This window comes from Pseudooceanicola sp. NS-SX8 (genome assembly GCF_057380755.1).
The window spans coordinates 2,779,857-2,806,232 of sequence record NZ_CM170819.1; the positions used below are offsets into that span (position 1 = coordinate 2,779,857).

Sequence of the window (26,376 nt, forward strand, 5' to 3'; positions counted from 1 at the left end):
GTGTCAGTCGTCGGCGAACACCCCAGGAATAGACCGGGGCGCTTCCGTCATCCAGCCCGGCGTGGGCAGCCCCTTGGCGCGCAGGAACTCGGGGTTGAACAGCTTGGACTGATATCGGGTTCCGTAATCGCACAGTACAGTCACGATGGTGTGTCCCGGCCCCATCTCTCGCGCCATGCGCACCGCACCAGCCACGTTGATACCGGACGATCCGCCAACGCACAGGCCCTCTTCGGCCAACAGGTCAAAGCAGTAGGGCAGCGCCTCATCATCCGGGATCTGGTAGGCGAAATCGGGCGTAAACCCTTCCAGGTTGGCGGTAATCCGCCCCTGCCCGATGCCTTCGGTGATCGAGCCGCCTTCGGATTTCAGCTCCCCGGTCTTGTAGTAGCTGTAAAGGGCCGCCCCCATCGGATCCGCCAGGGCGACCTTCACGCCCTTCGGCTGCAGCGCCATGGCCGTGCCCACCAGCGTCCCGCCGGAGCCGACGGAGGCGACGAAGCCGTCAACCTTGCCATCGGTCTGTTCCCAGATCTCCGGCCCCGTGGTTTCCACGTGGGCCTGCCGGTTGGCGACGTTGTCGAACTGGTTGGCCCAGATCACGCCCTTGTCGCTGGTCTTGGCCAGCTCCTCTGCCAGGCGCTGCGAATAATGCACGTAGTTGTTGGGGTTGCGGTAAGGCGCCGCCGGCACCTGAACCAGCTCGGCCCCGGCCAGGCGGATCATGTCCTTCTTTTCCTGGCTCTGGGTCTCGGGGATGACGATGACCGTCTTGAACCCCATCGAGGCCCCCACCAGCGCCAGCCCGATCCCGGTATTGCCGGCCGTGCCTTCGACGATGGTGCCGCCGGGTTCAAGCTGCCCCTTGGCAATGGCGTCCTTGATGATGAACAGCGCGGCACGGTCCTTGACCGACTGGCCGGGGTTCAGAAACTCCGCCTTGCCGAGGATGGTGCAGCCCGTTTCCTCGCTCGCGCGGCGCAGCTTGATCATGGGCGTGTTGCCGACGGCCTGAGCCAGGTCCTGAGCGATAAGCATGGGCGTCATCCTTCCGTTGAATTCCGGCACCAGATGTATCCCCCGGCGCATGGCAACTCAAGCCGCACCCCGCAACTCGGAACGCTTGGATGCCAACCAGAGCAGGGAAAGGATCAGCGGCGCGTTTCTGGCCTCGCCGGAGGACACCAGTTCCATCGCACGGTCGAAACTCAGGACATGGGTCCGGATGTCCTCGACCTCCTCGTCCAGTCCGCCGCTGCCCTGGCCCCGCTCGGCCAGCGTGCAAAGGCCCAGGTAGCAATGATGAAACTCGCTCAGACAGCCCGGCGAAGGATAGACGGACCCGATGTGATGCACCGTCTCCAGCGCGATCCCGGCCTCCTCCCGCGCTTCGCGGCGCGCGCAGTCCTCCGGGCTCTCTCCCGGGTCCACCCGCCCGGCGACCGGTTCCAGCATCCAGGGCAGCGCCTCGCCCCGGGCATAGGGCCCCATGCGGAACTGCTCCACCAGCAGGACCACGTCGCGCACCGGATCATAGGGCAGCACGATCGCCGCGTCGGGCGCCAGGTAGACCTCCCTACGGATCAGGGGGGAACTCTTGCCCTCGAAGGTCTGGTGTTTCAGGTCGTAGGTCCGGGCGTAGAAATATCCCGCGTGATCATCGAATTGCGCCTCTTCCTCCACCCAGGGCTGTTCCGGCCCGCGGGCAAAGGCATGCACCGCCGGATAGCGTTCGGCCGCCACGCGGGAGGCGGCGCGCGCACGGATCTGGTCAAGCCGGAACCGAAGGTCCCCGCCACTGAACCGCCCCTGCAGCTTCATGATCTCATCCGCCGCGTGACAGGCTTCCTCGCCGCGCGACAGGGCCCAGTTCGTCATGTTCCAGTAGCCGGGCGCGACGCTGGCGCGGGGGCGTTCGGGGCGGAAGACGGTCGTGCGCACCGCCTGTCCGCCGCATTCGACGGTGACCTCTGCCGGGGTCAGCCCGTGAGCATCGGCGTAATGGGCCAGCTTGCCCGCGATCTCCGGCGTCAGCTCCTGCAGCAGCAGCCCGCGCGAAGCCGCCCCCGGTTCCTGCAGCAGGACCGGCCAGTCATCCTTGCGCCGGGGCGCCGCGCGGTAGCCTTCAAGGATCGCGGGCTCGCTCAGCGGGATGTCCCCGGCCACGATCTGCATCATCACCGGCAGGCAGAGCGGGCCATAGATGAAAACACTGCGGGTCATGTCACCTCCAGATGCGGTCGACGGCCTTGGCAAGGATGGCCGCCAGCATGCCACCGCCGAGCAGCGTCAGGATGATTTCCGGGTGCAGCATGTTGCGTCCCCAGCGGGCCGAAATAGGCAGCATGTCCAGCAGGGCCTCGATCGGCCCGTGGTAGCGGTGATCCAGCGCCTTGCGCAGCGCCTCGTTGCCGGAAAACAGGAAGAAGGCGACAAAGAGCATCATGATCAGCCCGGTCAACCCATAGCTGATCACCTGCGCGGTGCTGGACCGCCGGTTGATGCGTCGCCCGATATAGATCCACCCGGTCCAGATGCCGACGGCGGCACTGACCCAGGGAAAGAGCCCGAAATTGTAATCCTCCGGCCAGGCCTGCATCACCTGGTTCGACACGATGTAGCCCGTCGCGCCCAGTGTTGCCGAGGCAGCAACCTTCCCCATGGTCAGCATCCGGCGCCTCCTGCTCGTCTCGTTCCGGCCGTGTCTTTCCCTTCGCGTTTCGCATTTTCGGCACGGGCAAGGCAAGGACCCCCGTAGGTACCCCGCGGGCCCCCTCCCACCACAGAAACATGAGGAAGCGCCTGCAACCACTTCAAAATAATCCAATAATTACCAAAGCTGATGTTCGACCTCAGCCGCGCAACTTCTGCTCCGGCACGCGGGGCGCTTGCCAGTTCAGCAGCAGGACAGGCCCCGGTGACCCGTCATGGCCGATCAGGCCTCAGCCTTCAGATCCTTGTAGACCGCCAGCGCCCTTTCCCGGCCCGCCTTCAGGTCCGACACCGGCGCAGGCCGGGGATCATCGGGCGACAGGTTCCAGCTCAGCGGTGCCGCCTCGAAGAAGCTCAGCGCATCCTCCCCCGGGCTCCTCTGCCCCTCTGCCAGCCAGCGCCGGCGGTAGGCGGCCTGCTTGTCGAACTTCTCTGCCTGGGTGTCGGGGTTGAAGATCCGGAAGTAGGGAGCTGCATCCGGGCCACAGCCCGCGACCCATTGCCAGCCCATGGCATTGGAGGCCGGATCCCAGTCGACAAGGCAATCCTCGAACCACTTCTGCCCGACACGCCAGTGCACCAGCATGTGCTTGGTCAGGTAGGAGGCCACGATCATCCGTGCCCTGTTGTGCATCCGCCCCGTCACGAAAAGCTCCCGCATGGCGGCATCGACGAACGCGATCCCCGTGCGTCCCTGCTTCCAGGCCAGCACCTCCGGCCTGTCCTCGTCCTCCGACCAGGGGAAGTCATCCCATTCCTCGCGCCAGTTCCGGTCCAGCATCTGCGGCATGTGGTACATCAGGTGATAGGCGAACTCGCGCCAGACCAGTTCCTTCAGGAAGGTCTCCGCCCCCGCCTTGCCTTCCTCCATCGCGCGGCGCCCCGCGTGCCAGCACTGGCGCGGGGAGATCTCCCCCACCGTCAGATAATGCGACAGGTCGGAGGTGCCCTCGACCGCCGGCAGATCCCGCTGCGCGCCATAGCCCTCAACCCGGTAGCGCATGAAGGTTGCAAGCGCCTGCTGCGCCTCCGCCTCGCCTGCGGCGACATGGCCGCGAACGACGTCCCGCCCGCGCCGCATCGGCGCCGACAGGGCCCAGTCGGTCAGCACCTCGCTCTCGGGCCAGGTATCTGGGGCCGCGATCTCCTGCGGGGCGGCGATGGCGGGCGGCACATCGCGCCCGCGCACGGCCCGCCAGTAGGGGGAATAGACCCGGTAGGGCCCGCCCTGCCCGGTCGCCACATCCCAGGGTTCGAACAGCACGTGCCCGGCAAAGCTGCGCGCCTCGATCCCGTCCTCCTTCAGCCCGGCCTTGACCGCCTTGTCCCGCTCGATCGCCTGCGGATCGTAAAGCCGTTGCCAGTAGACCGCCCCGGCGCCGGTTTCCTTCACCAGGGCGCGCAACACGTCCAGCGCATCACCGCTGCGCAGGATCAGCCGCGCCCCCCTGTCCTCCAGCCCCCGCGCCAGCGCCTCCAGCGCCATCTCCAGCCGCAGCGCAGGCGCCGCGCCCAGCCCGGTCACGCTCCCGTCCCGGATCACCACCGGGATCACCGGCCCGCCCCGGGCCACGGCGGCGGCCAGCGCCTCGTGATCGCTCGTCCTCAGGTCACGGCGAAACCAGATCAGGGTGGGTGCAGTCATCGGTCTTCCTCGTCTTTGCAAGACGATACGTAGCGCGGCCCCCGGTTGGATCACTCAGGCCACTAGAATTTCCGGGCGCATTGTTGGGCAGATTTCCGGGCAAATCAGCTCAGGGCGCCAACGCCCGCCGCACGGGCCGCGAAATCTCTCCTCCGCCGACCGCCATCCGCACGCCGGTCGTGCCCTCGCAAGAGGTCGGCAGCCCCTGGAAAACCCGCGCCGCGAGGTAGGCAAAGGCCTGGGCTTCCAGCATGTCCCCGTCAAAGCCTGCGTCCTCCACCGGGACCACCGGACAGTCCAGCGACACCTGCAGCATCTCCATCAGCACCGGGTTGAGGCGCCCGCCGCCGGTCACCAGAAGGCGCGCGGGCGGTTCGGGAAGATGCTCCATCCCGCGCATGACGGCGGCGGCACACATCGCCGTCAGGGTCGCGGCGGCATCTGCATCGGGCAGTTCGCGCACCAGCTCCACCATCGCGGGGAAATCGTTCCGATCCAGGGACTTCGGCGGCATTCTTGAGAAATAGGGATCCGCGAGGAAAAGCTCCAGCGCGCCTTCGGCCACGGTCCCGGTGGCGGCAAGCGCCCCGTCACGGTCAAAGGCCTCGCCCCGGCGATCCTGCATCAGGTCATTGACCGGCGCATTGGCAGGCCCGGTGTCGAAGGACAGCAGCGCCCCGGCTGCCTCGGGCGCGGCGATGCGCGGGTCGGCCCAGGTCAGGTTACCGACACCGCCGAGGTTCAGGAAGGCGACCGGGGCCGCGACGCCCATCTGCCGCGCCAGCGCGTGGTGATAGAATGGGGCCAGCGGCGCGCCTTCCCCGCCAAGCGCCACATCCGCGCTGCGGAAATCCCAGACCACGGGCCAGCCCAGCCTGTTGGCCAGCGCCGCCCCGTGCCCGGCCTGGAAGGTGCCCCGGCCGCGCGGTTCATGGGCCAGGGTCTGGCCGTGAAACCCCACCAGGTCGACCTCTTCGAACTGCGCCAGCAGCTCCGCATGGGCGCTCAGCACGACATCCTCTGCCGCGGCAATCCTCGGATCCGGCTCCGCCCCGGGCCAAAGGCCGAAGGCCGCCGCGATCACCCGGCGCTCCTCAGGGCTGTAGGGCCTGTAGGCGGCAGGGCCGAAGCCCAGCACCCGCGCCCCGTCGGTTTCCAGCACCGCCGCATCCACCCCGTCCAACGAGGTGCCCGACATGGCCCCCAGGACACGAAGTGGCCGCAACTCCCTTGTACGCTTCGACATGGTCTTTCCCTCTGCCCCCACCGGCACTATAGAGTGCCGCGCAACCCTGATACGGACAAGAGTGATGACCTACACCCCCAAATCCGACTTCATCAACGTGATGCAGCAGCGCGGCTTCGTGGCCGACTGCACGGATTACCAGGGCCTGGACGAGGCGCTGGTGAAGGGGATCGTGCCCGGCTATATCGGCTTCGACGCGACGGCGAAATCGCTGCACGTCGGGTCCCTCATCCAGATCATGATGCTGCGCTGGCTGCAGAAGACGGGTCACAAGCCGATCACCCTGATGGGCGGCGGCACGACAAAGGTGGGCGATCCTTCCTTCCGGGCCGACGAACGCCCGCTGCTGACACCGGCGCAGATCGACGACAACATCGCCGGCATCCGCAAGGTCTTCTCGGCCTACATCGACTACGACAGCGGGGCCGACAACGCGGCGCTGATGCTGAATAACGCCGAATGGCTGGATGAACTGAACTACCTCGACTTCCTGCGTGACATCGGGCGGTACTTCTCGGTCAACCGGATGCTGTCGTTCGAAAGCGTGAAATCCCGCCTGGACCGCGAACAATCGCTGTCCTTCCTGGAATTCAACTACATGATCCTGCAGGCCTACGACTTCCTGGAGCTGAACCGGCGCTACGGCTGCCTGATCCAGTTCGGCGGTTCGGACCAATGGGGCAACATCGTCAACGGCATCGACCTGACCCGCCGGGTGATCGACAACCAGGTCTTCGGCCTGACCTCGCCCCTGCTGACCACCTCGGACGGCAAGAAGATGGGCAAGTCGCAGGATGGCGCGGTCTGGCTGAACGCCGACATGCGTTCGCCCTACGAGTTCTGGCAGTTCTGGCGCAACACCACCGATGCCGACGTGGGCCGCTTCGCCAAGCTCTATACCGAGCTGCCGGTAGAGGAATGCGAGCGTCTCGGTGCCCTCGGCGGGTCCGAGATCAACGCGGCCAAGATCATCCTGGCCAACGAGGTCACGACCCTGCTGCACGGCGCCGACGCGGCAAAGGCGGCAGAGGCCACCGCGCGCGAAGTCTTCGAGAAGGGCGGCGTGGGCGATGACCTTCCGACGCTGGAACTGACGGCCGAAGAAGTGGGCGGCGGAATTTCCGTGGCCCAGCTGATCGTGCGCACGGGGCTTGCCAAGACCGGCAAGGAGGCCAAGCGCCTGATCGCCGACAACGGCGCCCGGATCGACGACGCGCCGCTGACCGATGCGGGCCTCATGCTGGATGCGGCGGCCCTGTCCTCCCCGGTGAAACTTTCCGCCGGGAAGAAGCGCCACGCGCTGGTCAAGCTGGCCGACTGATCGCCGACTGATCGCCGACTGATCTCGGTCACATCCGAATCCGAAGGGGCCCTGCGGGGCCCCTTTTCGTTTTAGCCAAGCTCCATCGAGGCAATCGCCATCAGGCGCCCGTCACCTTGGGGCGCGGCACCACGATACATCCGGGCGGTGGCAAAGGTCTCCTCCCAGCCCAGCCCTTCCAGATGGCGCGCCAGCGGGCTGCCCGGCGCCGTATCGATGAAAACCTCTTCCGAAGGCAGCTCCGCCAGGGCGGCCCGGGCCAGGCGCATCGCCTGCTCCGGATCACCGGCCAGGATCGGCCCGATCTTCACGCCCGTCCGGCACCGCCGGATCGTCGCGACCCCACCCGAGGCGTCCATGACCGTCCGCCGCGTCTCCGCCGGGGCGACCCAGGCCGCAAGGAAGGCGTCCCGCCGGTATCCGCAGGCCGCCGCATCCAGCGCCAGCACCTGCGGCAGATCCTCTGCCGTCACGGCGCGCACGCCTTGGGCCGCCTCTGCGTCCAGCGGCCCGGTGAACCGGCGCGAGGCCCCCGCGCGCACGAAGCCCGACAGGGCATAGTTCGCCTCCTGCGCCGCCACGCCATCCAGGCCCACGACACGCCCGCCCGCATGGGCCAGCGCATGATCCCACAGCGCCTTGCCGATCCCCTTCCCGCGCCAGTCCGGATCGCAGATGTAGAACCCCAGAAAGGCCATGCCCGCATCATGGTTCACCACGGAAATACAGGCGACGGGGCGGCCCGCGACCTCTGCCAGGAAGAAGCCGCCGGGATCGGCGGCATGGAACGGTCCCGCGTCCTGCAGCCCGGGGTTCCATCCCTCCGCCGCGGCCCAATCGGCCATCATGGCCAGATCCTCGGCACGCGCGGTTCGAAATTCAGGGGGCATGGGGTGTCCTTCCGGCTGGGTCTGCCGACCCTCGCAATCCGGCGGATCCCGGTCAAGTTGCATCCCCCTGGACGTCGGCTCTTGCAGTACGCCGCCGTCGGGTGTCCGCTGGGCCCGGACGACTCGGGTGGGCGCCACTTCGGCCCCGCCCCGGAAAGCCCGCCCCGGAAAGGAGGATCCGATGATCGAAACCCGCTACGATGCCGAAAAGGCCCTGCTGGTGGCCAGCGCCGCCGGAGAGGTGACCGAGGCGGATTATACCGAACGCCTCGTGCCCGCGATCGAGGCCGCCTGCGTCAACGGCCCCATCCGCATGCTCTACGAATTCGGGCCGGAGTTCGAAACCTTCTCTGCCGCCGCGATGTGGCAGGACACGAAGGTGGGCCTTCTGCATATGTCCGACATCGCCCGCGTCGCGGTCGTAACGGATGAACCCTGGCTCTCGGCCATGGTGCATGCCTTTTCCTGGGCCATTCCGGTTCCGGTCCGGGTCTTCGGCAATGACGCCATGGGCGCCGCCAACAGCTGGCTTCTGGAAGACGACTGACACCGTTCAGCAGTCATGACAGACCTGCAGACACGAAAAGGGCCCCGAAACCGGGGCCCTTTCCTGTTCTATCGCGAAGGATCAGTTCCGTTCGGCCTGCAGGCCGCGCCAGATGGCAAAGCACATCAGCAACAACACGATGGTGAAGGGCAGCCCGGTGGAAATCACCATGGACTGCAGGCTGGAGAGCCCACCGGCCGACAGCAGCAGCACGATGGCCACCGCGCCTTCGAAGACGCACCAGAAGACTCGCTGCGGCACCGGCGCATCGACCTTGCCGCCCGCCGTGATCGTGTCGATCACCAGCGACCCACTGTCAGAGGAGGTGACGAAGAACACGATCACCAGGACGATCCCCACGAGGGAAGTGATCCCCGTGAGCGGCAGGTGATCCAGCATCTTGAACAGCTGCAGCGGCAGATCGGCGTCCTGCGCGGCGGTATAGCCGTCCTGCACGACCTGCTGGATGGCCACGCCACCGAAGACCGACATCCACAGCACGCAGACCAGCGAGGGGATCAGCAACACGCAGATGATGAACTCCCGCACGGTCCGACCGCGGCTGACGCGGGCGATGAACATGCCCACGAAGGGGCTCCAGGAAATCCACCAGGCCCAGTAGAAGCTGGTCCAGCCCTGCATGAAGTTCACGTCCTCGCGGCCCACCGGGTTCGACAGCGCCGGCAGGTATTCGATATAGGCCAGCAGGTAGTCGGCAAAGCCCGTCAGGATCGCCAGGGTGTGCCCGGCGAGCAGCACGAAGACCAGCAGCACGAAGGCCAGCCCCATGTTGATCTCCGACAGGAGCTTCACCCCGCCATCAAGACCCCGCAGGACCGAGACCAGCGCGATGGCCGTGATCCCGGTGATCAGCAGCACTTCCACCGTGTCGCTGATCGGGATCCCGAAGAGCTCGTTCAGACCTGCATTGGCCTGGGTCGCGCCGAAGCCCAGCGATGTCGCCAGCCCGAAGAGCGTGGCGAAGACCGCCAGGATGTCGATGGCATGGCCCCACCAGCCCCAGACGCGTTCGCCCAGGATCGGGTAGAAGGCCGAGCGGATCGTCAGCGGAAGACCCTTGTTGTAGCTGAAGAGCGCAAGCGCCAGCGCCACCACGGCATAGATCGCCCAGGGGTGCAGCCCCCAGTGGAAGATCGTCGCGGCCATGCCCAGCCGGATCGCCGCCTGCTCGTCACCGGCCGCAGCCCCCAGCGGGGCCCAGTCGGTGCGCATGCCGTCTTCGACGGAGGTCCCGCCGAGGGAGCTGGAAAAGTGGCTCATCGGTTCGGACACGCCATAGAACATCAGGCCGATGCCCATGCCGGCGGCAAAGAGCATCGCGAACCAGCCGACATAGCCGTAGTCGGGCGTCGCATCCGCCCCGCCCAGCCGGACCGCCCCCAGCGGGGTCACGATCAGCAGCAGGCAGAACAGCACGAAGATGTTGCCGGCCGACAGGAAGAACCAGTCGAAGCCCTTGGTGACGCTGTCGAACAGCCAGCTGAACAGCGTGCCCGCCTGCTCGGGCAGGACCAGCGTGTAGAAGACGAAGGCCACGATGGCCACGCCCGAGATCAGGAAGACGGGGTTATGGATGTCGAAGCCGAAGGGCCCGATACTGCCGTCGATATTGTCCTGTCCGATCTCGTATTCGGTATCGATGACCTCTGCGGCGCCTTCCGGCGCGGGAATTCCCTGGTCGTCGGTATCGCTCATGTGTTTCTCCTTCTTCCGTTCAGCTGCGCACGATCATGACGGAGACCTTGGCATGGCCCGCCACGCGCCCGCCGTTGGACGGCCAGACGTAATCGGTGATGTTGGGAATATGGCTCGCCATGACGACAAGATCGGCGCCCGTCTCCTCGACCGCTTTCAGCAGCGCATGGTCGATCTCGACCGAGGGGTCATGCTCGATCATGACATGGGATGTCGCGGGGCACCCGTGGCTTGCGGATTGGTCCGCGGCGAATTTCGCCAGCTTCTCTCGGTACTCGTCGACCGTATGGGCGATGGATCCGGGCAGGGCCGAGGTGACGCCGACATAGACGACCTCCGCCTGCCATGCAGACGCGAGAGAGGCCGCAACCTCCAGCGAGCGGGAGAGCCTGTCGGCATGGGTCAGGTCCACAGGGACCATGATCTTCGTGAACATTCACGCCTCCTTTCCGTCGCGCCGCCCCCTCTGGCCTTCCCGCGATCCGGTGATCGCGCGGCATGCCGCAGCTGGGGCGCGCAGGTTTCCGGGCCCCTCTTGCGGGGGCCTGGTTGAAGGGTAGGTCTGCGCGAAACTTTGCCTAGGCAGTGAACGCCAATTTTTGCCCAAAAGCGACAAAAGACCTGTCGCGAAGTGGCATTTTCACACGCATGGGGTGAATTGAGGTCCCTGCCGCGCGCTGGCACACCCAATGCTGGCCAGGAAAATGGGGCGGGAAAGAAAAGGGACCGGGCATGGGCCGGTCCCTATGGTGTCTCTGGCGGCGTGCCTGGCAAGATCACGCGCAGCCGGGTGCCTCAGGCAGACAGGTCGACGACCACCCTGCCCTTCACCTTCCCGGCCAGGATATCGGCTCCAAGTCCGGGCAGATCCTCCAGCGTGGCGGGCCGGATCATCTCTTCCAGCTTGGCCATGGGCAGATCGGTCGCGACCCGTTTCCAGGCACGCAGGCGGTTTTCGTAGGGCTGCATCACGCTGTCGATCCCCAAAAGGTTCACCCCGCGCAGCAGGAAGGGAATGACCGTCGCCGGAAGCTTGGCCCCTCCCGCCAGGCCCACGGCGGAAACCGAGGCACCGTATTTCATCTGCCCCAGCACCCGGGCCAGCATCTCTCCACCCACGGCATCGACGCAGCCGGCCCAGGTCTCGCTTTCCAGCGGCCGCTTCACCGTCTCGTTCAGCTCCTCACGCGCGACGATGCGGGTGGCGCCCAGGTCCGTCAGGTAATCTGCCGTTTCGGGACGTCCGGTCACCGCGGCAACCTCGTAGCCCAGGTGCCCCAGGATCGCCGTGGCGACGGAGCCGACGCCACCTGCGGCGCCCGTCACCAGGACCTCTCCCTTCGCGGGGCTCAGCCCGTGGTCTTCCAGCGCCATCACCGCCAGCATCGCGGTGAAGCCCGCGGTGCCCACGGCCATCGCCTGGCGCGGGGTCAGCCCCTCGGGCAGCGGCACCAGCCAGTCGGCCTTCACCCGGGCCTTCTGCGCATAGCCGCCCCAGAAGGCCTCTCCGACACGCCAGCCGGTCAGGACAACCTTGTCCCCGGGGGCATAGCGGGGATCATCGCTCGCCTCGACCGTGCCGGCCATGTCGATGCCGGGCACATGCGGATAGTTCCGCACCAGCCCGCCGCCCTTGGGCGACAGGCACAGCCCGTCCTTGTAGTTCACCGTGGAATATTCCACCGCGACCAGGACCTCTCCCTCCGGCAGGTCCGCCTCGGAGATCTCGCGGATGGCGGCAACGGCATCGCCGTCGCCCTCCTTTTCCATCATCAACGTCTTGAACATCTCTTCTCTCCCTTTCTCGGTCTCTCGCGCGCACCTGTCCGGGCCCGGGCCGGTTACAGCCAGGGCCCCTCCTCCGGCATCAAGATAAGGTCGGTATCCTCCGTCTCCACCCCGGCCGCGGTCAGCATCGCGTGGATCTGGCCCCGGTGATGGGTCTGGTGATTGAAGATATGGGTCACCACCTGGCTCATCGGCCGGCGGGAGGTCTTCCCGCTCAGCACCGCGGTCCAGGTCAGATCCCCCGTCAGGTCCAGCGCGCGCAGTTTCTCGGCCCAGAGGATCAGCCGGGCATCGGTCCGGTAGCGCTCCGCCTGCCAGGCGGCGAAGGTCGGCATGAACCGCACGCTGTCCGGCCCCGAAACCGCCGGCGCCGGCGCATCGCCCAGGCGCGACATCCACAGCGCATCGGCCCACAGGACATGGTTCGCCGTGCCCAAAATCGACCCGAAGAAGGCCCCGCGATCCTGGGTCAGCGCGGCCGCATCCAGCTGCGCCATGGCGGCGGTCATCTGCTTGTTCTGCCACGCGTTGTAGCGGGCCATGGTCAGGCAATAGGCGGGGGTGATCATCTGCGGCCTTTCCTCGTCACGGCGCGATAACATCGCGCACGGCGGGGAAATGCAAGACCGTCAGATGGTTGGGCCAAATGCTCGGGTCAATTGCTCGGGCGCCCGGTCCGACCAACCCCAGAGCAGTCCTGTGCCGATCAGCGCAGCGACAGCGCCTCTTCCAGGACACGGCGCACCACGTCACCGGGCACGTCGGAGGTCACGAAGGCCTCCCCGATGCCACGCGCCAGGATGAACCGCAGCTTGCCGTCGACGACCTTCTTGTCCTGTGCCATCAGCGCCAGCAGCCCTTCGGCATCGGGCAGCTCGCCCTCGATGTCGCGCAGGTCCACCTTCATGCCCATCTCGCGCAGATGCGCGCGCACACGGCTCGGCGCTTCCTGCGAACACTGGCCCAGTTTCGACGACAGCTCGAACGCCAGGGCACAGCCGATGGCCACCCCTTCGCCATGCAGCAGCCGGTCGGAATAGCCCGTGGCGGATTCCAGCGCATGCCCGAAGGTATGGCCCAGGTTCAGCAGCGCACGGTCGCCCTGCTCCGTCTCGTCCCGCGCCACGATCTCCGCCTTCATCTCGCAGGCGCGCTTGACCGCCATGACCCGCGCATGCATGTCGCCCGCGGCCAGCTTCGGGCCCATGGCCTCCAGCCATTCGAAGAACAGCAGGTCGCCCAGCAGGCCGTATTTCACCACCTCGCCGTAACCGGCCAGGAAATCGCGCGGTTGCAAGCTCCCCAGGATCGCCGTATCCGCCAGCACCAGCGACGGCTGATGGAAGGCACCGACCAGGTTCTTGCCGTGCTGGCTGTTGATCCCGGTCTTGCCCCCGACCGAACTGTCGACCTGCGCCAAAAGGCTCGTCGGGATCTGCACGAAGCGCACGCCGCGCCGCAGGACCGAGGCGGCAAAGCCCGCCAGGTCGCCGATCACCCCGCCGCCGAAGGCCACGACCACGTCGGAGCGTTCGACCTTCTGCTCCAGCAGCCATTCCACCGCACGGGTGAAATGCGGCCAGGATTTCGTCGCCTCGCCCGCCGGCAGGGTCAGGGACACCATCTCGATCCCCGCGCCCGCCAGCCCGTCCCGAAGCGCCTTCAGGTGCAGGGCCGCGACGTTTTCGTCGGTCAGCACTGCCACGCGCGGACGCCGCAGCAAAGGCGCGATGCGGGCACCCGCTTCGGCGATCAGGCCGGGGCCGATCACGATGTCGTAGCTGCGCGCACCCAGGGCGACCGTCAGGGTCTCGGGCGCGATCTCGGGCAGGGTCTCGGGGGCGGACGTCATCGTCAGGTTTCCTCCAGCACGTCTCCTCTGGCCGCCAGGGCGGCCACGACCTTTTCGGCCATCTCCTGCACGGAATAGCGCGCGTCGGCCTGCACGGAAAGATCCGCCAGCCGGTAGACCGGCACGCGCGTTTCATAGAGACGGGTCAGCGTCCCCTTGGGATCGGCCGTCTTCAGCAGCGGCCGCGTATCGCGATGGCGCACGCGGTTCCACAGGATGTCCAGGTCCGCATCGATCCACAGCGCGACACCACGGTCCGTGATCATCCGCCGGTTCGGCTCGGCCATGTAGGCGCCGCCGCCGGTGGACAGGATCGCGGGATCCTCCTCCAGCAGGCGGGCGATCACCTGGCTCTCCTTCTTGCGAAAGAACGCCTCCCCGTCGCGCGCGAAAATCTCCGCGATGCTCATGTTCGCAGCAGCCTCGATCTCGGCGTCGGAATCCCTGAAGGGAACGCCCAGGATCTGCGCCACGGCCTTGCCCACGGCGGTTTTCCCGGCGCCCATCATGCCGACCATCACCACGCTTTTCTTAAGCTTCCAGCTCATTGCCCCCGCATGCTCGTGCCGCCTTTCGGCGTCGCACTGCCTTTTGATCGTTTTCGCGCCTGAATGACGTGATCTTGCGGAAAAGGCCAGTTATAAGTTGCCAAAACGACAGGCAAACGGGACGACAGAAATATGCTCCGCATCCTCAAATGGCTGCTTTACCTGGCTATCCTCGGCGGAATCGCCCTGGTCGCATACGCCTATGTCGGCCCCTGGCTCGGCGCCGACTTCGCGCCGCCCATGCACGAGATCCGGACGCCCCTGGTGCTGGATGCCGGCTAGGGCCCTCCGCCGCCCGGCGCATTTCCGCGCATCGGTGCTGGGCCTTTCCCTGGCCCTGCTGCCCGGGCTCGCGGTTTCCCAGACCTTCGGCATCTCGCAGATGCAGACGACCGACAGGTTCGGCATGGCTACCAGCCTGCCGGTGACCCAGCCTGACCGCCGCCCCGGCAGCGCGCAGGCCACCACCGGCGGCACCTCCGGCCCCATAGGCGCCATCGACTGGCTCGATGCGCTGAACCAGGCGGGGATCACCGCCCCGCAGGAGGACGCCACGTCCGACATCGCCGAAAGCGCCCTGGCGCCGGAGGTGCGCACGCTTACACTCAGCGCCTCCGATGCGGGCGCCGTGGGGCTTTTGCCCGCCTCGGTCACCGGGCTGCCGACGACGCTCTGGCAGGGCTCCGACAGTGCGACCCTGATCCAGCGGATCTCGACCCTGGATGTCGCGGGCCTGCCCGCGATGCAGGCACTTCTATACACGCTCCTGCTGGCCGAAGCGGATCCCCCCGAAAGCACCAGCGCGCAGCAGGACGATCCGCTCCTGCTTGCCCGCATCGACAAGCTTTCGGACCTGGGCGCGCTGGACCCGGCGCTGGCGCTCATCGAACGGGCGGGGCAAACCCGCAGCCCGGCGCTCTTCTCGGACTGGTTCGACCTGTCGCTGCTGGCCGGGCTCGAAACCCAGCCCTGCCGCCGCATCGCCTCGGATCCCGAAATCGCGCCCTCCCAGTCGGCGCGCATCTTCTGCCTGGCCCGCAATCGCGACTGGCAGACCGCGGCCCTGCTGCTGGAAACCGCCAGCGCCATCGGCACGCTGGAACCGGCGGACGAACAGCTGCTGACGCGCTTCCTGCATGTCGACCTGGATGACACGGCCGCGCCCCTGCCGCCCCCGGCCCATATCACCCCGCTGCGCTTCCGCCTGTCCGAGGCGATCGGCGAACCGCTGCCCACCAATGACCTGCCGCGCGCCTATGCCTATTACGACCTGCGCGGGCGGGCCGGCTGGAAGGCCGCGCTGGAAGCGGCGGAGCGTCTTTCCCGCTCCGGTGCGCTGCCGGAAAACCGGCTGCTGGGCCTTTATTCCGGCGGGCAGCCCTCTGCCTCCGGCGGGATCTGGGACCGCGTCGCGGCGGTACAGGCCTTTGACGCCGCCATCGGCGTGCCGCGCCCGCTGACGCAGAATGTCATCGACACCCTGCCCCCCGCCTGGGACGCCATGCGCGGCGCGGGGCTGGAAACCGCCTTTGCCGCGCTCTACGGCGCGCGGCTGCTGCCCTATGCCTCTGGCAATGGCGCGGCCTCCCGCATCGCGATGCAGGCCGTCCTGCTCTCGCCCGATGCCACCACCCTGGCGGAGGATCTGACGGCCCATAACGCGACCGAAACTTTCCTGCTGGCCCTCGCGCGCGGCGAACCCGGCACGGTGGAGGCCCCCTCCTCCCGCGCCCGCATCGTCTCCCAGGGGTTCTCGGCCGATGTAGAACTGCCTGACCGGCTGCAGGACCTGATCCGCCAGGGCCGCCTGGGCGAGGCGATCCTGGGCGCGATGCAACTCTATACCTACGCCATGTCCGGCGACCTGAAGGACAGCGCCCCCGCGCTCGCCACCTTCCGTGCCATCGGGCTCGAAGACACCGCCCGCGCCGCTGCCCTGCAGATCCTGCTGCTCGACGACAGGGGCTGACGCCATGAGGCCAGCACTATGAGGCCAGCACGATGAGGAAGGCGCAATGACAGCCGGGTGCAGCCACTGGATCTCCGCCTTTCTCGAAGCCCAGGCGGCAGAGGCGGGCGCGGCGCGCAACACGCTGCTGGCCTACGGGCGGGACCTCAAGGATGTCGAAGCCTGGCTGACCGGCCAGGGGCGCGACTGGCTCAGCGCCGCGCGCAGCGACATAGAGGCCTACCTGGTCCATTGCGACGCGCAGGGCTTTTCCCGCGCCACCCGGGCCCGCCGCCTTTCCGCGATCCGCCAGATCTACCGCTTCGCCTACGAAGAGGGGCTGCGCGACGACAATCCCGCGATCCAGATCCGTGGCCCGGGTCGCAGCCGCGCCCTGCCCAAGATCCTGGAGGTGGAGGAGGTCTCGCGCCTGCTGGCCGCCGCCGCGACACAGGGCAGGACAGAGGCGGACCGCCTGCGCAACCTCTGCCTGGTCGAAGTGCTCTATGCCACGGGGATGCGGGTCAGCGAACTGGTCTCCCTGCCCGTCGCCGCGGCCCGGGGCGATCCGCAGGTCCTGCTGATCATGGGCAAGGGCGGAAAGGAACGCCTCGTGCCGCTCTCGCCGCCCGCGCGCGCCGCCCTGGCCGACTGGCTGGCGACCCGCGACGCGGCAGAGGCCGAGGCCCGCGCCAAAGGCCTGCCCGAGTCGCGCTTCCTCTTCCCCTCGCGCTCCGCCGACGGGCACCTGACCCGGCACCGCTTCTACCTGCTGATCAAGGAAATCGCGGTGGCCGCGGGCGTGTCGCCGGAAAAGGTAACCCCGCACCGCCTGCGCCATGCCTTCGCCACCCACCTGCTGCAGAACGGCGCCGACCTGCGGGCGATCCAGGCGCTGCTGGGCCATGCCGACCTCGCCACGACCGAGATCTACACCCACGTGCTGGACGAACGCCTGCGCGAACTCGTCGAACAACACCACCCGCTGGTGACACGCGGCACCGATCCCGGCGACAGCTGACCCCGCACCCCGACAGCGCGAGAAAACTCCCGCGAAGCACACTTAGCCCCCCCCGCGCTCCCGCGCCACAGCTGGCCGTCGCGCCGCCGCCTCCCCTTGATCCCGCGCCCCGCCGCGCCCATAACCTCCCTGACGCAACGGAGCATTCATGGACAACGCAAGCGCAGCATCCACCGGCCTCGCCGCCCTAGACGCGGCCTTCTGGCTCACCACGGCGGCCATCCTCGGCCTGCTGGTCTTCTCGGCCTTCTTCTCGGGCTCCGAAACGGCGCTGACGGCGGCCTCGCGCGGGAAACTGCGCGCCCAGGCCGACAAGGGCAGCCGTGGCGCCGAACGCGCGCTGGCCATCACCGAGGACAACGAGCGCCTCATCGGCTCCGTCCTGCTGGGCAACAACCTGGTCAACATCCTCGCGACCTCGCTCACCACCTCGCTCTTCACCCGGGTGCTGGGCGATGGCGGCGTGGCGCTGGCGACGCTGGTGATGACCCTGCTGGTGCTGATCTTCGCCGAAGTCCTGCCCAAGACCTACGCCATCACCAATGCCGAAACCGCCGCCTCCAAGGTGTCCGGCCCGATCGCGCTGGTGATCGCCGTGGCCGCGCCCGTCGTCAGCATGGTCCGCTTCCTCGTCCGCATGGTGCTGCGCCTCTTCGGCGTGAAGACCGACCCGGACAGCCAGATCCTCGCCGTGCGCGAAGAAATCGCGGGCGCGCTCAATCTCGGCCACTCCGAAGGGGTTGTCGAAAAGGAAGACCGCGACCGGATCCTGGGCGCGCTCGACCTCGGCGATCGCACGGTGGAGGAAATCATGCTCCACCGCTCGCGGATAGAGATGATCAACGGCGCCGACAGCCCCGAGAAGATCCTGTCGCAGTGCATGGAATCCAACCATACCCGCCTGCCTGTCTACGAAGGCGACCACGAGAACATCATTGGCGTCCTGCACGCCAAGGACCTGTTCCGCGCCATCTACTCCATCGCGACAGAGGCCGGTGCGCCCTCCGACGTGCTGAAGGATTTCAAGATCGCGGACGTGATGATGCCACCCTACTTCGTCCCCGACACCACCACGCTGGACGAACAGATGCGGCAGTTCCTGCACATGCGCACCCATTTCGCCCTGGTGGTCGACGAATACGGCGTGCTGCAGGGCCTGCTGACGCTCGAAGACATCCTGGAAGAGATCGTGGGAGAGATCACCGACGAATTCGATCCGGCCACGGCGGAACACACCGTCAAGCGGACCGAAGACGGCGCCTATGTGGTGGACGGGGCCATGACGATCCGCGACCTGAACCGCGCCATGGAATGGACCCTGCCGGACGAGGAGGCCAATACCATCGCCGGCCTCGTCATCCACGAAGCGCAGACGATCCCGACCGTGGGACAGGTCTTCTCCTTCCACGGTTTCCGGTTCGAGGTCTCGGCCCGGAAGGAAAACCGCCTGACCCGGCTGAAGATCCGCCCCCTCGACGCGGCCTGATCCGGGACTGACCGGGGCCTAATTCGGGCCTGATCCACATCACCGGGGCGGCGCAGCGCCCAGGCGCGCCTGCCCTCCCCGCATCTGCTCAGCCCTCGCGCTCGCGTTGCAGCCCCGTGGCCGCCCTGGCGATCCCGGCATCCGGATGCCGGGTCAGCGCCGAAAGCGCCCGGTCGAACGGTTTCGCCAGCTCGGATCGTTCCGCCCCGTCGCGCAGGATTGGGGCCAGGCAGTCTTCCACGATTTCGCCGGTGTCGATCGGCGGCAGGTACAGCCGGTCGTGACGGGCCTCCTCCGGCGCGGCAAAACTCGCATCGGCGTCCAGCAGGACCCGGGTGATCCGGTGCAGCATGTCCAGCGCGGTCCCCGGATCGTTGATCCCCGGCGACAGGGCCCGCACCGCGATTTCGCCCAGGCAGGTCAGGCCGAACCCCGGATCCTGGTCGAAATTGCGCAGCGACCCCAGCGTGACATTCGCCCCCACCGCATCCCGCAACGCCTTGCTGCCCTCGATCCGGGCCAGCGGTTCGCCCCGGTGCAGGTAACGGCCCACCGGGTGCAGCAACCAGATCCGCCCGTCGCAATCCTCTGCCGCCGCCTGAAGCCGGTCCTGGTAGATAGCCTGCAGGTAGCCGCTGGTGGGCGCGGCAAGCACCTCCGCCGTGTCCGGTATCGCGGCGGGGTCCAGGGGATGCGCCCCAAGGCAGGGCGCCTCGACCCGCATCTTCAGCGCCTGGGCGGTGCTCTCCTCTATCCGCTGCGCGGTGTTGATCAGGCTGCCCAGCATCTCCATGTGCGAAATCCACCGCACGATGGCCACCACGATCAGCGCCACAACCAGCAGCGTCATCCCGAACAGCACCAGAAGCTCCCGCCCCTGGAACACGTCCATATCCCGCAGGATGATCGCCGACAGCGCGTAAAGGTAGGCCCCCACGAAGGTCGCCAGCACCGTATGCGTCGTGGTGTCCTGCAGCAGCATCTGGTGCGCCCGGGGCGTCCAGCTGTTGCTGACCATCCGATGCGCCGCCGCCATGATGGTGAGGGAGAAGGTCGTGACCGTCAGCATGGAATTGGCGATGATCGACAGGATGTTGTCGACCGCCTCACCGCCCACCAGCGGGTCCAGCCCCTCCGGAATCAGGCGCGAGCCCAGCTTCGACAGGCCGAGCGCGAGGAAGGCCAGAAGCGCGATCAGGATCACCCGCACCACAAGGCGGCGGGAAATCTCGTGCAGTTTGCGCAGGAAGGAAGGCAGCATGGGTCACTCCGGGTCAGATCACCGATAGATAAAGCGGCAGCGCCCCGGGGAAAGACCTGCGGAAAGGCGGTCGCGACAAGCGCAGCCGTCCATATGCGACACCACCTGTCGCAGAAGGACTAGCCGCCCAGCCGCCCCCTTCGCAGGCTTTTTCCGAGGCAACAGGAGGTCCCCATGCAAACCACCACCAGAGTCGCGGTCATCGGGGGCGGCGTTGTCGGCTGCTCCGTCCTCTACCACCTGACCAAGCTCGGCTGGTCGGATGTCATGCTGCTGGAACGCTCGGAACTGACCTCCGGCTCCTCCTGGCATGCGGCGGGCGGCTTCCACACCCTCAACGGCGACACCAACATGGCGGCGCTTCAGGGCTACACCATCGGCCTCTACAGGGAGCTGGAGGAGATCACCGGCATGTCCTGCGGGCTGCACCAGACCGGCGGGCTGACCCTGGCCGCCACCCAGGACCGTTTCGACATGTTCCTGGCCGAACGCGCCAAGCATCGCCACATGGGGCTGCATACGGAAATCATCGGCCCGGATGAGATCAAGAAGCGCTGCCCGGTGACCAACGTCGACGGCATCATCGGCGCGCTCTGGGATCCGCTGGATGGCCACCTCGACCCCTCCGGCACCACCCATGCCTATGCAAAGGCCGCCCGCATCGGCGGCGCTACCATCGAAACCCACTGCCGCGTCCTGGAAACCAATCCCCGCCCCGACGGCACCTGGGACGTGGTGACCGACAAGGGCACGATCCACGCCGAACACGTCGTCAACGCCGGCGGCCTCTGGGCGCGCGAAGTCGCGGCCATGGCCGGCGTCTACCTGCCGCTGATGCCGATGGAGCACCACTACATCGTCACCGACGACATTCCGGAAATCTATGAACGCGACAGCGAACACCCCCATGTGGTCGACCCGGCGGGCGAAAGCTACCTGCGGCAGGAGGGACGCGGCCTCTGCATTGGCTTCTATGAACAAAAGCCCCGCGCCTGGGCCGTGGATGGCACCCGCTGGGACTTCGGCCACGAACTGCTGCCCGACGACCTCGACAAGATCAGCGACAGCATCACCTTCGCCTACAACCGCTTCCCGGTGCTGCAGACGGCGGGGCTGAAGCGCGTGATCCACGGCCCCTTCACCTTTGCTCCCGACGGCAACCCCCTGGTCGGCCCCGTACCGGGCCTGCGCAACTACTGGTCCGCCTGTGCCGTCATGGCAGGCTTTTCGCAGGGCGGCGGCGTCGGCCTGATGCTGGCGCAATGGATGATAGAAGGCGAATGCGAACGCGACACCACCGCGCTCGACGTCGCCCGCTTCGGCACCTGGACCACGCCCGGCTATACCCTGCCCAAGGTGATGGAGAACTACCGGACCCGCTTCTCCGTCTCCTACCCGAACGAGGAAAAGCCCGCCGCGCGCCCCTTCCGCACCACGCCGATGTACGACACCTTCGATGCCATGGGCGCGGTCTGGGGCCAGCAATACGGTCTCGAAGTGGTCAACTACTTCGCGACAGGGGATGAACCCCGCTACGAAACCCCCTCCACCCGCCGTTCCAACGCCTTCGCGGCCACCGCGCGCGAAGTGGCAGCGGTGCGAGAGGCGGTCGGCATCAACGAGGTCCAGAACTTCGGCAAATACGCGGTCACCGGCGCAGGCGCCCGCGCCTGGCTTGACCGCATCATGGCCGGTCGGATCCCGAAACCGGGCCGTATCTCCCTCACCCCAATGCTCTCCCCCTCGGGCAAGATCATCGGCGATTTCACCGTCGCCTGCCTGTCGGAGGCGGAGTTCCGCCTCACCGCCTCCTACGGCGCCCAGGCCTACCACCTGCGCTGGTTCCAGCAGAACCTCGATGATGGCGTGACCGTCACCAACATCTCCGACCTCTCGACCGGCTTCCAGGTGGCTGGCCCCCGCGCGCGGGAGGTGCTGCAGGCCTGCACCCGCACCGATATCTCCGACATGCGCTTCCTCGACGTCCGCCGCCTGACCGTCGGCATGGCCGATTGCATCGTCCAGCGGGTCAGCTACACCGGCGACCTCGGGTTCGAGATCTACACCGATCCCATGTCCCAACGCGCGCTCTGGTCCGCCCTCTCCGCAGCTGGCACGCCCCTCGGCATGAAACCATTCGGCATGCGCGCCATGATGTCCCTGCGCCTCGACCGGCTCTTCGGCTCCTGGCTCCGGGAATACTCGCCCGACTACACGCCCGCCGAAACCGGCCTCGACCGCTTCATCGCCTGGTCCAAGCCCGACGACTTCATCGGCCGTGCCGCCGCCGAAGCCGCCAGGGCGACCGGGCCGACCCGCAAGCTCATCGGCTTCGTGGTAGATGCGGAGGACTGCGACGTCCACGGCTACGAACCCATCTGGCTCGCCGGAGAGGTCGTGGGCTACTGCACCTCGGGAGGCTACTCGCACCACCTGGGCCAGTCCATCGCCCTGGGCTTCCTGCCCACGGCCGACGCCACCCCGGGAACCGAGGTCGAAATAGAGATCCTGGGCCAGATGCGCCGCGCCACGGCCATCGAACAAACGGGCTTCGATCCCGACGCGGCCCGCATGCGCGGCTGACCGCGCCGCCTGCATCTCCCGTCGGGTGCCTCCGGCGGGAGTATTTTCCGCCCAGTGAAAGAGCGGGCCATTCCACAACAGGCTCCGTCCTTCACCTTGTCTCGCGTCCCACGCGCATGTCCTGAGGGCGGTCGCCCCGTAGGTACTGGCGCCGCTCATTCACTGGGCCAGAAATACTCCGGGGGGAGGCTCCGGCACGGAGACGGGGGGCAGCGCCCCCTCCCTTCCCACCGCCCCACACGGCCCTGTGACACGTTGACAGGTGACGCGCGGCGCCGCGCAGGCTACTCCGGTCCCATGTTCGGAATCGAGATCATGGACGCCGCGCTTCTGCCGGCGATGTTCGTCGCACTTGCAGCCGGGGTGGTCTCCTTCCTCAGCCCCTGCGTGCTGCCCATCGTGCCGCCCTACCTGGCCTACATGTCCGGCGTTTCGCTGAACGACCTGGGCCGCCACGGCGCCCGCGCCCGCGCGCTCCTGCCCGCGCTCTTCTTCGTGCTGGGACTCTCGACCGTCTTCCTCTTCCTCGGCTTCGCCGCCTCCGCCATCGGTTCCGTCTTCCTGCGCTACCAGGGGACCTTCAACATCGTGGCCGGCATCGTGGTGATGATCTTCGGTGCCCATTTCGTCGGCGTCTACCGGATCGGCTTCCTCGACCGCGAAGCGCGGCTGGATGCGGGCGACCGCGGCGGCAGCGCCTTTGGCGCCTATGTCCTGGGCCTGGCCTTCGCCTTCGGCTGGACCCCCTGCATCGGCCCGCAACTGGGCACCATCCTGTCGCTGGCAGCGCAGGAGGCCTCGCTTGCCCGCGGCACCCTGCTGCTGGCGGTCTACGCCGCGGGCCTCGGCATCCCCTTCCTGCTGGTCGCGGCCTTCCTGCCGAAGCTCGGCGGGTTGATGGGCTGGATGAAACGCCACATGGAGCAGATCGAACGGGTGATGGGCCTGCTGCTCTGGACCATCGGCCTGATGATGCTGACCGGCGGTTTCTCCCGTTTCTCCTTCTGGCTGCTGGAGACCTTCCCGGCCCTCGCCACCATCGGCTGATCGCGCGCCGCTAAACCCTTCACGCCCCTGATTTCCCCCGCTAATGTGGCCACGAGAGAGGTCACATGAGCAGCCCCGCCCCCGGAAAACACAGCGCCGAGACACCCCGCCGGGTGGCCCGCAGGCATGTCTTCTACATCCCGGGCTACGACCCGATCCATCCCCGCCGCTACCGCGAACTCTACCGGAAGGAAGGCGCGGCCCAGGCCGCGATCTCGGGCTATGGGCTGACCCTTTCGCCCCGTCCCAAGGCCGCCCGCTACGGCTGGCAGGTGGAAGGAGAGATCGAGGGCGCCCACTGCGACACCACGGTGGAGGTACTGGTCTGGTCCGACATCGTGCGGGATTCGATGGGCCACGGCATCGCTGCCACCTACCTGCAGCTGGCCCGGACCGCCTGGGAATACATCGCCACCGGCGCGCTCTTCCGGCTGATGCGGCTGCGCAAGGGACCGGTGATCGCGGCGCTCTACCCGGTGGGCTTCCTCCTGCTGCAACTGCTGCTGGCGGCGGCAATCGGCTGGGCTCTTGGCGCCGGGATCACAGCCCTGCTGCGCCTCGCCAGCCTGCCCTTCGCGGCCCTTCCGGGCTGGCTCGCCGGTCTCGCCACCATCCCCCCTGTGCTGAACTGGTTCCGGAAACGCGACGGCAAGTTCTTCGCCTATTACCTGATGCACGACTACGCCTTCTCCGCCCGCTACCGCGGCGCCAATCCCCCGGCGCTTGAGGCGCGCATGGCAGAGTTCCGCAGCGCCATCGCCGCGGCGCTCACCTCGGATACGGACGAGGTGCTGGTCGTCGGCCACAGCTCCGGCGCGCACCTCGCGGTCTCGATCCTCGCTGACCTGATCCGCGCGGGCGAGGCCCCGGCGGAGGGTCCCGCGCTTTCCTTCCTCTCGCTCGGCCAGGTCGTCCCCATGGTCTCCTTCCTGCCGGACGCCACCCGCCTGCGCGCGGACCTGCACGACCTCTCGGCGCGGGACGAGCTCTTCTGGCTCGACGTCACGGCGCCCGGCGACGGCTGCGCCTTCGCGCTCTGCGATCCCGTCGCCGTCACCGGTGTGGCCCCCGACAACCAACTCTGGCCGTTGGTGATCTCGGCCGCCTTCACCCAGACGCTTTCCCCCGAACGCTGGCAGGCGCTGAAACGCCGGTACTTCCGGCTGCACTTCCAGTACCTCTGCGCCTTCGACCGGCCCGGCGATTACGACTACTTCCGCATCACCGCAGGGCCGCAGACGCTGGCCGCCCGCTTCGCTGGCCGCGCGCCGTCGAAAAGCCTTATCGCCACCCCGGTGAACCGCTTCCGGAGCCTCTCGTGATCCCGCCGAAGCCCCCCTCGCGCCCCAACCGCGTGTCCCTCTGGCGCTATGCCCGGCTCTTCCGCGCCGACATCCTCTCGGCCCAGCCCGCGCGGCTCTACCGCGCCTGGATGGCCGAATTCCGCACCCCCTTCTTCCGCTCCTTCCTCGTCAACCAGCCCGACCTGGTGAAGACCGTGCTGAAGGACCGCCCCCTCGATTTCCCGAAATCCGACCGGGTGGGCGAAGGGCTGCGCCCGATCCTGGGGAACTCCGTCTTCCTGACCAACGGCGCCACCTGGCAGCGCCAGCGCCGCATCATCGACCCGGCCTTCGAAGGCGGCCGCCTGCGCGACACCTTCCCCGCCATGCAGGCCGCCGCCCGCGCCTCCGCCGCCCGCCTCGCGGCCCGCACGGGCACGGAGGTGGAGCTGGAAGAGGAAGCCAGCCACGCAGCCGCCGACGTGATCTTCCGCACGCTCTTCTCGATCCCCATCGAACATGAAGTCGCCGCCCGCGTCTTCCACCGCTTCCGCGACTACCAGCGCGCGCAGCCGATCCTGAACCTCGCCGCCTTCATCCCCCTGCCGCGCTGGATGCCCCGCTTCCTGCCGCGCGAAGCGAAACGCGCGGGCGCCGAGATCCGCGCGCTGATCCGCCAGCTGACCGAAGACCGCCAGGCCCGCATCGCCGCCGGCACCGCCCCTGACGACCTCGCCACCAAGATCATGACCACGCCGGATCCCGACACCGGCCAGCTCTTCACGGCAGAGGAAATGGTCGACCAGGTGGCGATCTTCTTCCTGGCAGGCCACGAAACCTCCGCCTCCGCGCTTGGCTGGACGCTCTACCTGCTGGCGCTCTTCCCCGACTGGCAGGACCGCGTGGCGGAGGAAGTGGCCGGGGCCGGAGCGCTCGGTTTCTCCGACATGTCGAAACTGAAGCTGACCCGCGATACCTTCCGCGAGGCGCTGCGGCTCTACCCGCCCGTGCCCATGATGGTGCGCGAAGCCGCCTGCCCGGAACACTTCCGCGACCGCGAGGTGCCGAAAGGGTCGCAGATCGTGATCAGCCCCTGGCATCTGCACCGCCACGAACGCCTGTGGGACCGGCCCGACGATTTTGATCCCGCCCGCTGGCAGAGCGAGAACGGCCGCAGTTGCATGCGCGATGCCTTCATTCCCTTCTCCGCCGGTGCACGCGTCTGCACCGGGGCGGGGTTTGCGATGATGGAAGGCGTGCTGCTGCTGGCAGAGATCCTGGGCCGCGTCCGCGTCACCCCGGTGGAGGAGCGCCCGCCGGAGCCGGTGGCGCATCTGACGGTGCGCAGCCGCAGCGGGATCTGGTTGCGGCTCGATCCGCGCTAGCGGAGAGGCCGGGGGCGCTGCCCCCGGACCCCCGGGATATTTCCGGCCAAAAAATGGGAGGGGCGTGGTGCTTTACAGGACCTCGGCAGGCGCCTAA

General features: G+C 67.6%; 23 protein-coding genes. 10 read left to right on the forward strand and 13 right to left on the reverse strand.

Features of this window, described 5'->3' with window-relative positions; genetic code table 11:
- Nucleotides 1-3: 3 nt before the first annotated feature.
- The 5 genes from AC2IR1_RS12695 to AC2IR1_RS12715 form a co-directional block, all read right to left on the reverse strand.
- On the reverse strand, nucleotides 4-1,038 hold the full coding sequence (locus tag AC2IR1_RS12695; protein ID WP_486472335.1) for a cysteine synthase A: 1,035 nt from the start codon (nucleotides 1,036-1,038) through the stop codon (nucleotides 4-6).
- A gap of 57 nt (nucleotides 1,039-1,095) precedes the next feature.
- Nucleotides 1,096-2,223: an NUDIX domain-containing protein gene (locus tag AC2IR1_RS12700; RefSeq protein WP_486472336.1), complete on the reverse strand. Its 1,128-nt coding sequence runs from the start codon at nucleotides 2,221-2,223 to the stop codon at nucleotides 1,096-1,098.
- A gap of 1 nt (nucleotide 2,224) precedes the next feature.
- Nucleotides 2,225-2,671, reverse strand: coding sequence for a TrgA family protein (locus AC2IR1_RS12705; protein WP_486472337.1), 447 nt, complete (start codon nucleotides 2,669-2,671; stop codon nucleotides 2,225-2,227).
- 264 nt (nucleotides 2,672-2,935) lie between these two features.
- The gene (locus tag AC2IR1_RS12710) at nucleotides 2,936-4,357 is read right to left on the reverse strand and encodes a cryptochrome/photolyase family protein (RefSeq protein ID WP_486472338.1); all 1,422 of its coding nucleotides are present in this window, start codon (nucleotides 4,355-4,357) and stop codon (nucleotides 2,936-2,938) included.
- A gap of 109 nt (nucleotides 4,358-4,466) precedes the next feature.
- Nucleotides 4,467-5,603, reverse strand: coding sequence for an anhydro-N-acetylmuramic acid kinase (locus AC2IR1_RS12715; protein WP_486472339.1), 1,137 nt, complete (start codon nucleotides 5,601-5,603; stop codon nucleotides 4,467-4,469).
- 64 nt (nucleotides 5,604-5,667) lie between these two features.
- Here AC2IR1_RS12715 and tyrS point away from each other — a divergent pair, with 64 nt between their 5' ends.
- Nucleotides 5,668-6,924 carry a tyrosine--tRNA ligase gene (tyrS, locus tag AC2IR1_RS12720; RefSeq protein WP_486472340.1) on the forward strand — a complete coding sequence of 419 codons (1,257 nt, stop codon included), beginning with the start codon at nucleotides 5,668-5,670 and terminating at the stop codon, nucleotides 6,922-6,924.
- A gap of 71 nt (nucleotides 6,925-6,995) precedes the next feature.
- On the opposite strand, the gene AC2IR1_RS12725 is transcribed toward tyrS, so the two are convergent.
- Nucleotides 6,996-7,814 carry a GNAT family N-acetyltransferase gene (locus AC2IR1_RS12725; protein WP_486472341.1) on the reverse strand — a complete coding sequence of 273 codons (819 nt, stop codon included), beginning with the start codon at nucleotides 7,812-7,814 and terminating at the stop codon, nucleotides 6,996-6,998.
- A gap of 181 nt (nucleotides 7,815-7,995) precedes the next feature.
- Between AC2IR1_RS12725 and AC2IR1_RS12730 the strand changes: the two genes are divergently transcribed.
- Nucleotides 7,996-8,361, forward strand: coding sequence for a SpoIIAA family protein (locus AC2IR1_RS12730; RefSeq protein WP_486472342.1), 366 nt, complete (start codon nucleotides 7,996-7,998; stop codon nucleotides 8,359-8,361).
- Nucleotides 8,362-8,442: 81 nt separating this feature from the next.
- Here the strand turns inward: AC2IR1_RS12730 and AC2IR1_RS12735 are convergent, their stop codons facing one another.
- The 6 genes from AC2IR1_RS12735 to AC2IR1_RS12760 all read right to left on the reverse strand — a co-directional run bounded on the left by AC2IR1_RS12735 (nucleotide 8,443) and on the right by AC2IR1_RS12760 (nucleotide 14,313).
- A complete protein-coding gene (locus tag AC2IR1_RS12735) occupies nucleotides 8,443-10,077 on the reverse strand; it encodes a BCCT family transporter (protein ID WP_486472343.1) in 1,635 nt (544 codons plus the stop codon).
- Between the two features lie 19 nt (nucleotides 10,078-10,096).
- The gene (locus AC2IR1_RS12740) at nucleotides 10,097-10,513 is read right to left on the reverse strand and encodes a universal stress protein (RefSeq protein WP_486472344.1); all 417 of its coding nucleotides are present in this window, start codon (nucleotides 10,511-10,513) and stop codon (nucleotides 10,097-10,099) included.
- A gap of 359 nt (nucleotides 10,514-10,872) precedes the next feature.
- Nucleotides 10,873-11,865, reverse strand: coding sequence for an acryloyl-CoA reductase (acuI, locus tag AC2IR1_RS12745; RefSeq protein WP_486472345.1), 993 nt, complete (start codon nucleotides 11,863-11,865; stop codon nucleotides 10,873-10,875).
- A 53-nt stretch (nucleotides 11,866-11,918) separates the two neighbouring features.
- Nucleotides 11,919-12,434 carry a DinB family protein gene (locus tag AC2IR1_RS12750; protein ID WP_486472346.1) on the reverse strand — a complete coding sequence of 172 codons (516 nt, stop codon included), beginning with the start codon at nucleotides 12,432-12,434 and terminating at the stop codon, nucleotides 11,919-11,921.
- A 137-nt stretch (nucleotides 12,435-12,571) separates the two neighbouring features.
- Nucleotides 12,572-13,717, reverse strand: coding sequence for a 3-dehydroquinate synthase (gene aroB / locus AC2IR1_RS12755; protein WP_486472347.1), 1,146 nt, complete (start codon nucleotides 13,715-13,717; stop codon nucleotides 12,572-12,574).
- 2 nt (nucleotides 13,718-13,719) lie between these two features.
- The gene (locus tag AC2IR1_RS12760) at nucleotides 13,720-14,313 is read right to left on the reverse strand and encodes a shikimate kinase (protein WP_486476415.1); all 594 of its coding nucleotides are present in this window, start codon (nucleotides 14,311-14,313) and stop codon (nucleotides 13,720-13,722) included.
- An 84-nt stretch (nucleotides 14,314-14,397) separates the two neighbouring features.
- On the opposite strand from AC2IR1_RS12760, the gene AC2IR1_RS12765 reads away from it, so the two are divergent.
- The 4 genes from AC2IR1_RS12765 to AC2IR1_RS12780 all read left to right on the forward strand — a co-directional run bounded on the left by AC2IR1_RS12765 (nucleotide 14,398) and on the right by AC2IR1_RS12780 (nucleotide 18,720).
- Entirely contained in the window at nucleotides 14,398-14,547 is a 150-nt protein-coding gene (locus AC2IR1_RS12765) for a hypothetical protein (RefSeq protein WP_486472348.1), read from the forward strand.
- On the forward strand, nucleotides 14,537-16,234 hold the full coding sequence (locus tag AC2IR1_RS12770; RefSeq protein WP_486472349.1) for a hypothetical protein: 1,698 nt from the start codon (nucleotides 14,537-14,539) through the stop codon (nucleotides 16,232-16,234). The genes AC2IR1_RS12765 and AC2IR1_RS12770 overlap by 11 nt, the downstream gene beginning before the upstream one ends.
- Nucleotides 16,235-16,280: 46 nt before the next feature.
- The gene (locus tag AC2IR1_RS12775) at nucleotides 16,281-17,234 is read left to right on the forward strand and encodes a tyrosine recombinase (RefSeq protein WP_486472350.1); all 954 of its coding nucleotides are present in this window, start codon (nucleotides 16,281-16,283) and stop codon (nucleotides 17,232-17,234) included.
- A gap of 148 nt (nucleotides 17,235-17,382) precedes the next feature.
- Nucleotides 17,383-18,720, forward strand: coding sequence for an HlyC/CorC family transporter (locus tag AC2IR1_RS12780; protein WP_486472351.1), 1,338 nt, complete (start codon nucleotides 17,383-17,385; stop codon nucleotides 18,718-18,720).
- Between the two features lie 88 nt (nucleotides 18,721-18,808).
- Here AC2IR1_RS12780 and AC2IR1_RS12785 read toward each other — a convergent pair whose 3' ends face one another.
- Nucleotides 18,809-19,981, reverse strand: a complete 1,173-nt coding sequence (locus AC2IR1_RS12785) for a DUF2254 domain-containing protein (protein ID WP_486472352.1) — start codon at nucleotides 19,979-19,981, stop codon at nucleotides 18,809-18,811.
- 174 nt (nucleotides 19,982-20,155) lie between these two features.
- Between AC2IR1_RS12785 and AC2IR1_RS12790 the strand changes: the two genes are divergently transcribed.
- The 4 genes from AC2IR1_RS12790 (at nucleotide 20,156) to AC2IR1_RS12805 (ending at nucleotide 26,279) form a co-directional block, all read left to right on the forward strand.
- The gene (locus AC2IR1_RS12790; RefSeq protein ID WP_486472353.1) at nucleotides 20,156-22,564 is read left to right on the forward strand and encodes a GcvT family protein; all 2,409 of its coding nucleotides are present in this window, start codon (nucleotides 20,156-20,158) and stop codon (nucleotides 22,562-22,564) included.
- Nucleotides 22,565-22,861: 297 nt separating this feature from the next.
- Nucleotides 22,862-23,611 (forward strand): cytochrome c biogenesis CcdA family protein, encoded by a 750-nt coding sequence (locus tag AC2IR1_RS12795; RefSeq protein ID WP_486472354.1) that lies wholly within the window; start codon nucleotides 22,862-22,864, stop codon nucleotides 23,609-23,611.
- A gap of 65 nt (nucleotides 23,612-23,676) precedes the next feature.
- Nucleotides 23,677-24,933: a hypothetical protein gene (locus AC2IR1_RS12800; RefSeq protein ID WP_486472355.1), complete on the forward strand. Its 1,257-nt coding sequence runs from the start codon at nucleotides 23,677-23,679 to the stop codon at nucleotides 24,931-24,933.
- Complete coding sequence (locus AC2IR1_RS12805; RefSeq protein WP_486472356.1) at nucleotides 24,930-26,279, forward strand: cytochrome P450; 1,350 nt, start codon at nucleotides 24,930-24,932, stop codon at nucleotides 26,277-26,279. Before AC2IR1_RS12800 ends, AC2IR1_RS12805 begins: the two co-directional genes overlap by 4 nt.
- Nucleotides 26,280-26,376 lie beyond the last annotated feature (97 nt).

Excerpts from the sequence above, each read along its gene's own strand:
- AC2IR1_RS12695 (WP_486472335.1), bottom strand. The coding sequence starts at position 1,038 with ATGCTTATCGCTCAGGACCTGGCTCAGGCCGTCGGCAACACGCCCATG.
- AC2IR1_RS12700 (WP_486472336.1), bottom strand. The coding sequence starts at position 2,223 with ATGACCCGCAGTGTTTTCATCTATGGCCCGCTCTGCCTGCCGGTGATG.
- AC2IR1_RS12705 (WP_486472337.1), bottom strand. The coding sequence starts at position 2,671 with ATGCTGACCATGGGGAAGGTTGCTGCCTCGGCAACACTGGGCGCGACG.
- AC2IR1_RS12710 (WP_486472338.1), bottom strand. The coding sequence starts at position 4,357 with ATGACTGCACCCACCCTGATCTGGTTTCGCCGTGACCTGAGGACGAGC.
- AC2IR1_RS12715 (WP_486472339.1), bottom strand. The coding sequence starts at position 5,603 with ATGTCGAAGCGTACAAGGGAGTTGCGGCCACTTCGTGTCCTGGGGGCC.
- tyrS (WP_486472340.1), top strand. The coding sequence starts at position 5,668 with ATGACCTACACCCCCAAATCCGACTTCATCAACGTGATGCAGCAGCGC.
- AC2IR1_RS12725 (WP_486472341.1), bottom strand. The coding sequence starts at position 7,814 with ATGCCCCCTGAATTTCGAACCGCGCGTGCCGAGGATCTGGCCATGATG.
- AC2IR1_RS12730 (WP_486472342.1), top strand. The coding sequence starts at position 7,996 with ATGATCGAAACCCGCTACGATGCCGAAAAGGCCCTGCTGGTGGCCAGC.
- AC2IR1_RS12735 (WP_486472343.1), bottom strand. The coding sequence starts at position 10,077 with ATGAGCGATACCGACGACCAGGGAATTCCCGCGCCGGAAGGCGCCGCA.
- AC2IR1_RS12740 (WP_486472344.1), bottom strand. The coding sequence starts at position 10,513 with ATGTTCACGAAGATCATGGTCCCTGTGGACCTGACCCATGCCGACAGG.
- acuI (WP_486472345.1), bottom strand. The coding sequence starts at position 11,865 with ATGTTCAAGACGTTGATGATGGAAAAGGAGGGCGACGGCGATGCCGTT.
- AC2IR1_RS12750 (WP_486472346.1), bottom strand. The coding sequence starts at position 12,434 with ATGATCACCCCCGCCTATTGCCTGACCATGGCCCGCTACAACGCGTGG.
- aroB (WP_486472347.1), bottom strand. The coding sequence starts at position 13,717 with ATGACGTCCGCCCCCGAGACCCTGCCCGAGATCGCGCCCGAGACCCTG.
- AC2IR1_RS12765 (WP_486472348.1), top strand. The coding sequence starts at position 14,398 with ATGCTCCGCATCCTCAAATGGCTGCTTTACCTGGCTATCCTCGGCGGA.
- AC2IR1_RS12770 (WP_486472349.1), top strand. The coding sequence starts at position 14,537 with ATGCCGGCTAGGGCCCTCCGCCGCCCGGCGCATTTCCGCGCATCGGTG.
- AC2IR1_RS12775 (WP_486472350.1), top strand. The coding sequence starts at position 16,281 with ATGACAGCCGGGTGCAGCCACTGGATCTCCGCCTTTCTCGAAGCCCAG.
- AC2IR1_RS12780 (WP_486472351.1), top strand. The coding sequence starts at position 17,383 with ATGGACAACGCAAGCGCAGCATCCACCGGCCTCGCCGCCCTAGACGCG.
- AC2IR1_RS12785 (WP_486472352.1), bottom strand. The coding sequence starts at position 19,981 with ATGCTGCCTTCCTTCCTGCGCAAACTGCACGAGATTTCCCGCCGCCTT.
- AC2IR1_RS12790 (WP_486472353.1), top strand. The coding sequence starts at position 20,156 with ATGCAAACCACCACCAGAGTCGCGGTCATCGGGGGCGGCGTTGTCGGC.
- AC2IR1_RS12795 (WP_486472354.1), top strand. The coding sequence starts at position 22,862 with ATGTTCGGAATCGAGATCATGGACGCCGCGCTTCTGCCGGCGATGTTC.
- AC2IR1_RS12800 (WP_486472355.1), top strand. The coding sequence starts at position 23,677 with ATGAGCAGCCCCGCCCCCGGAAAACACAGCGCCGAGACACCCCGCCGG.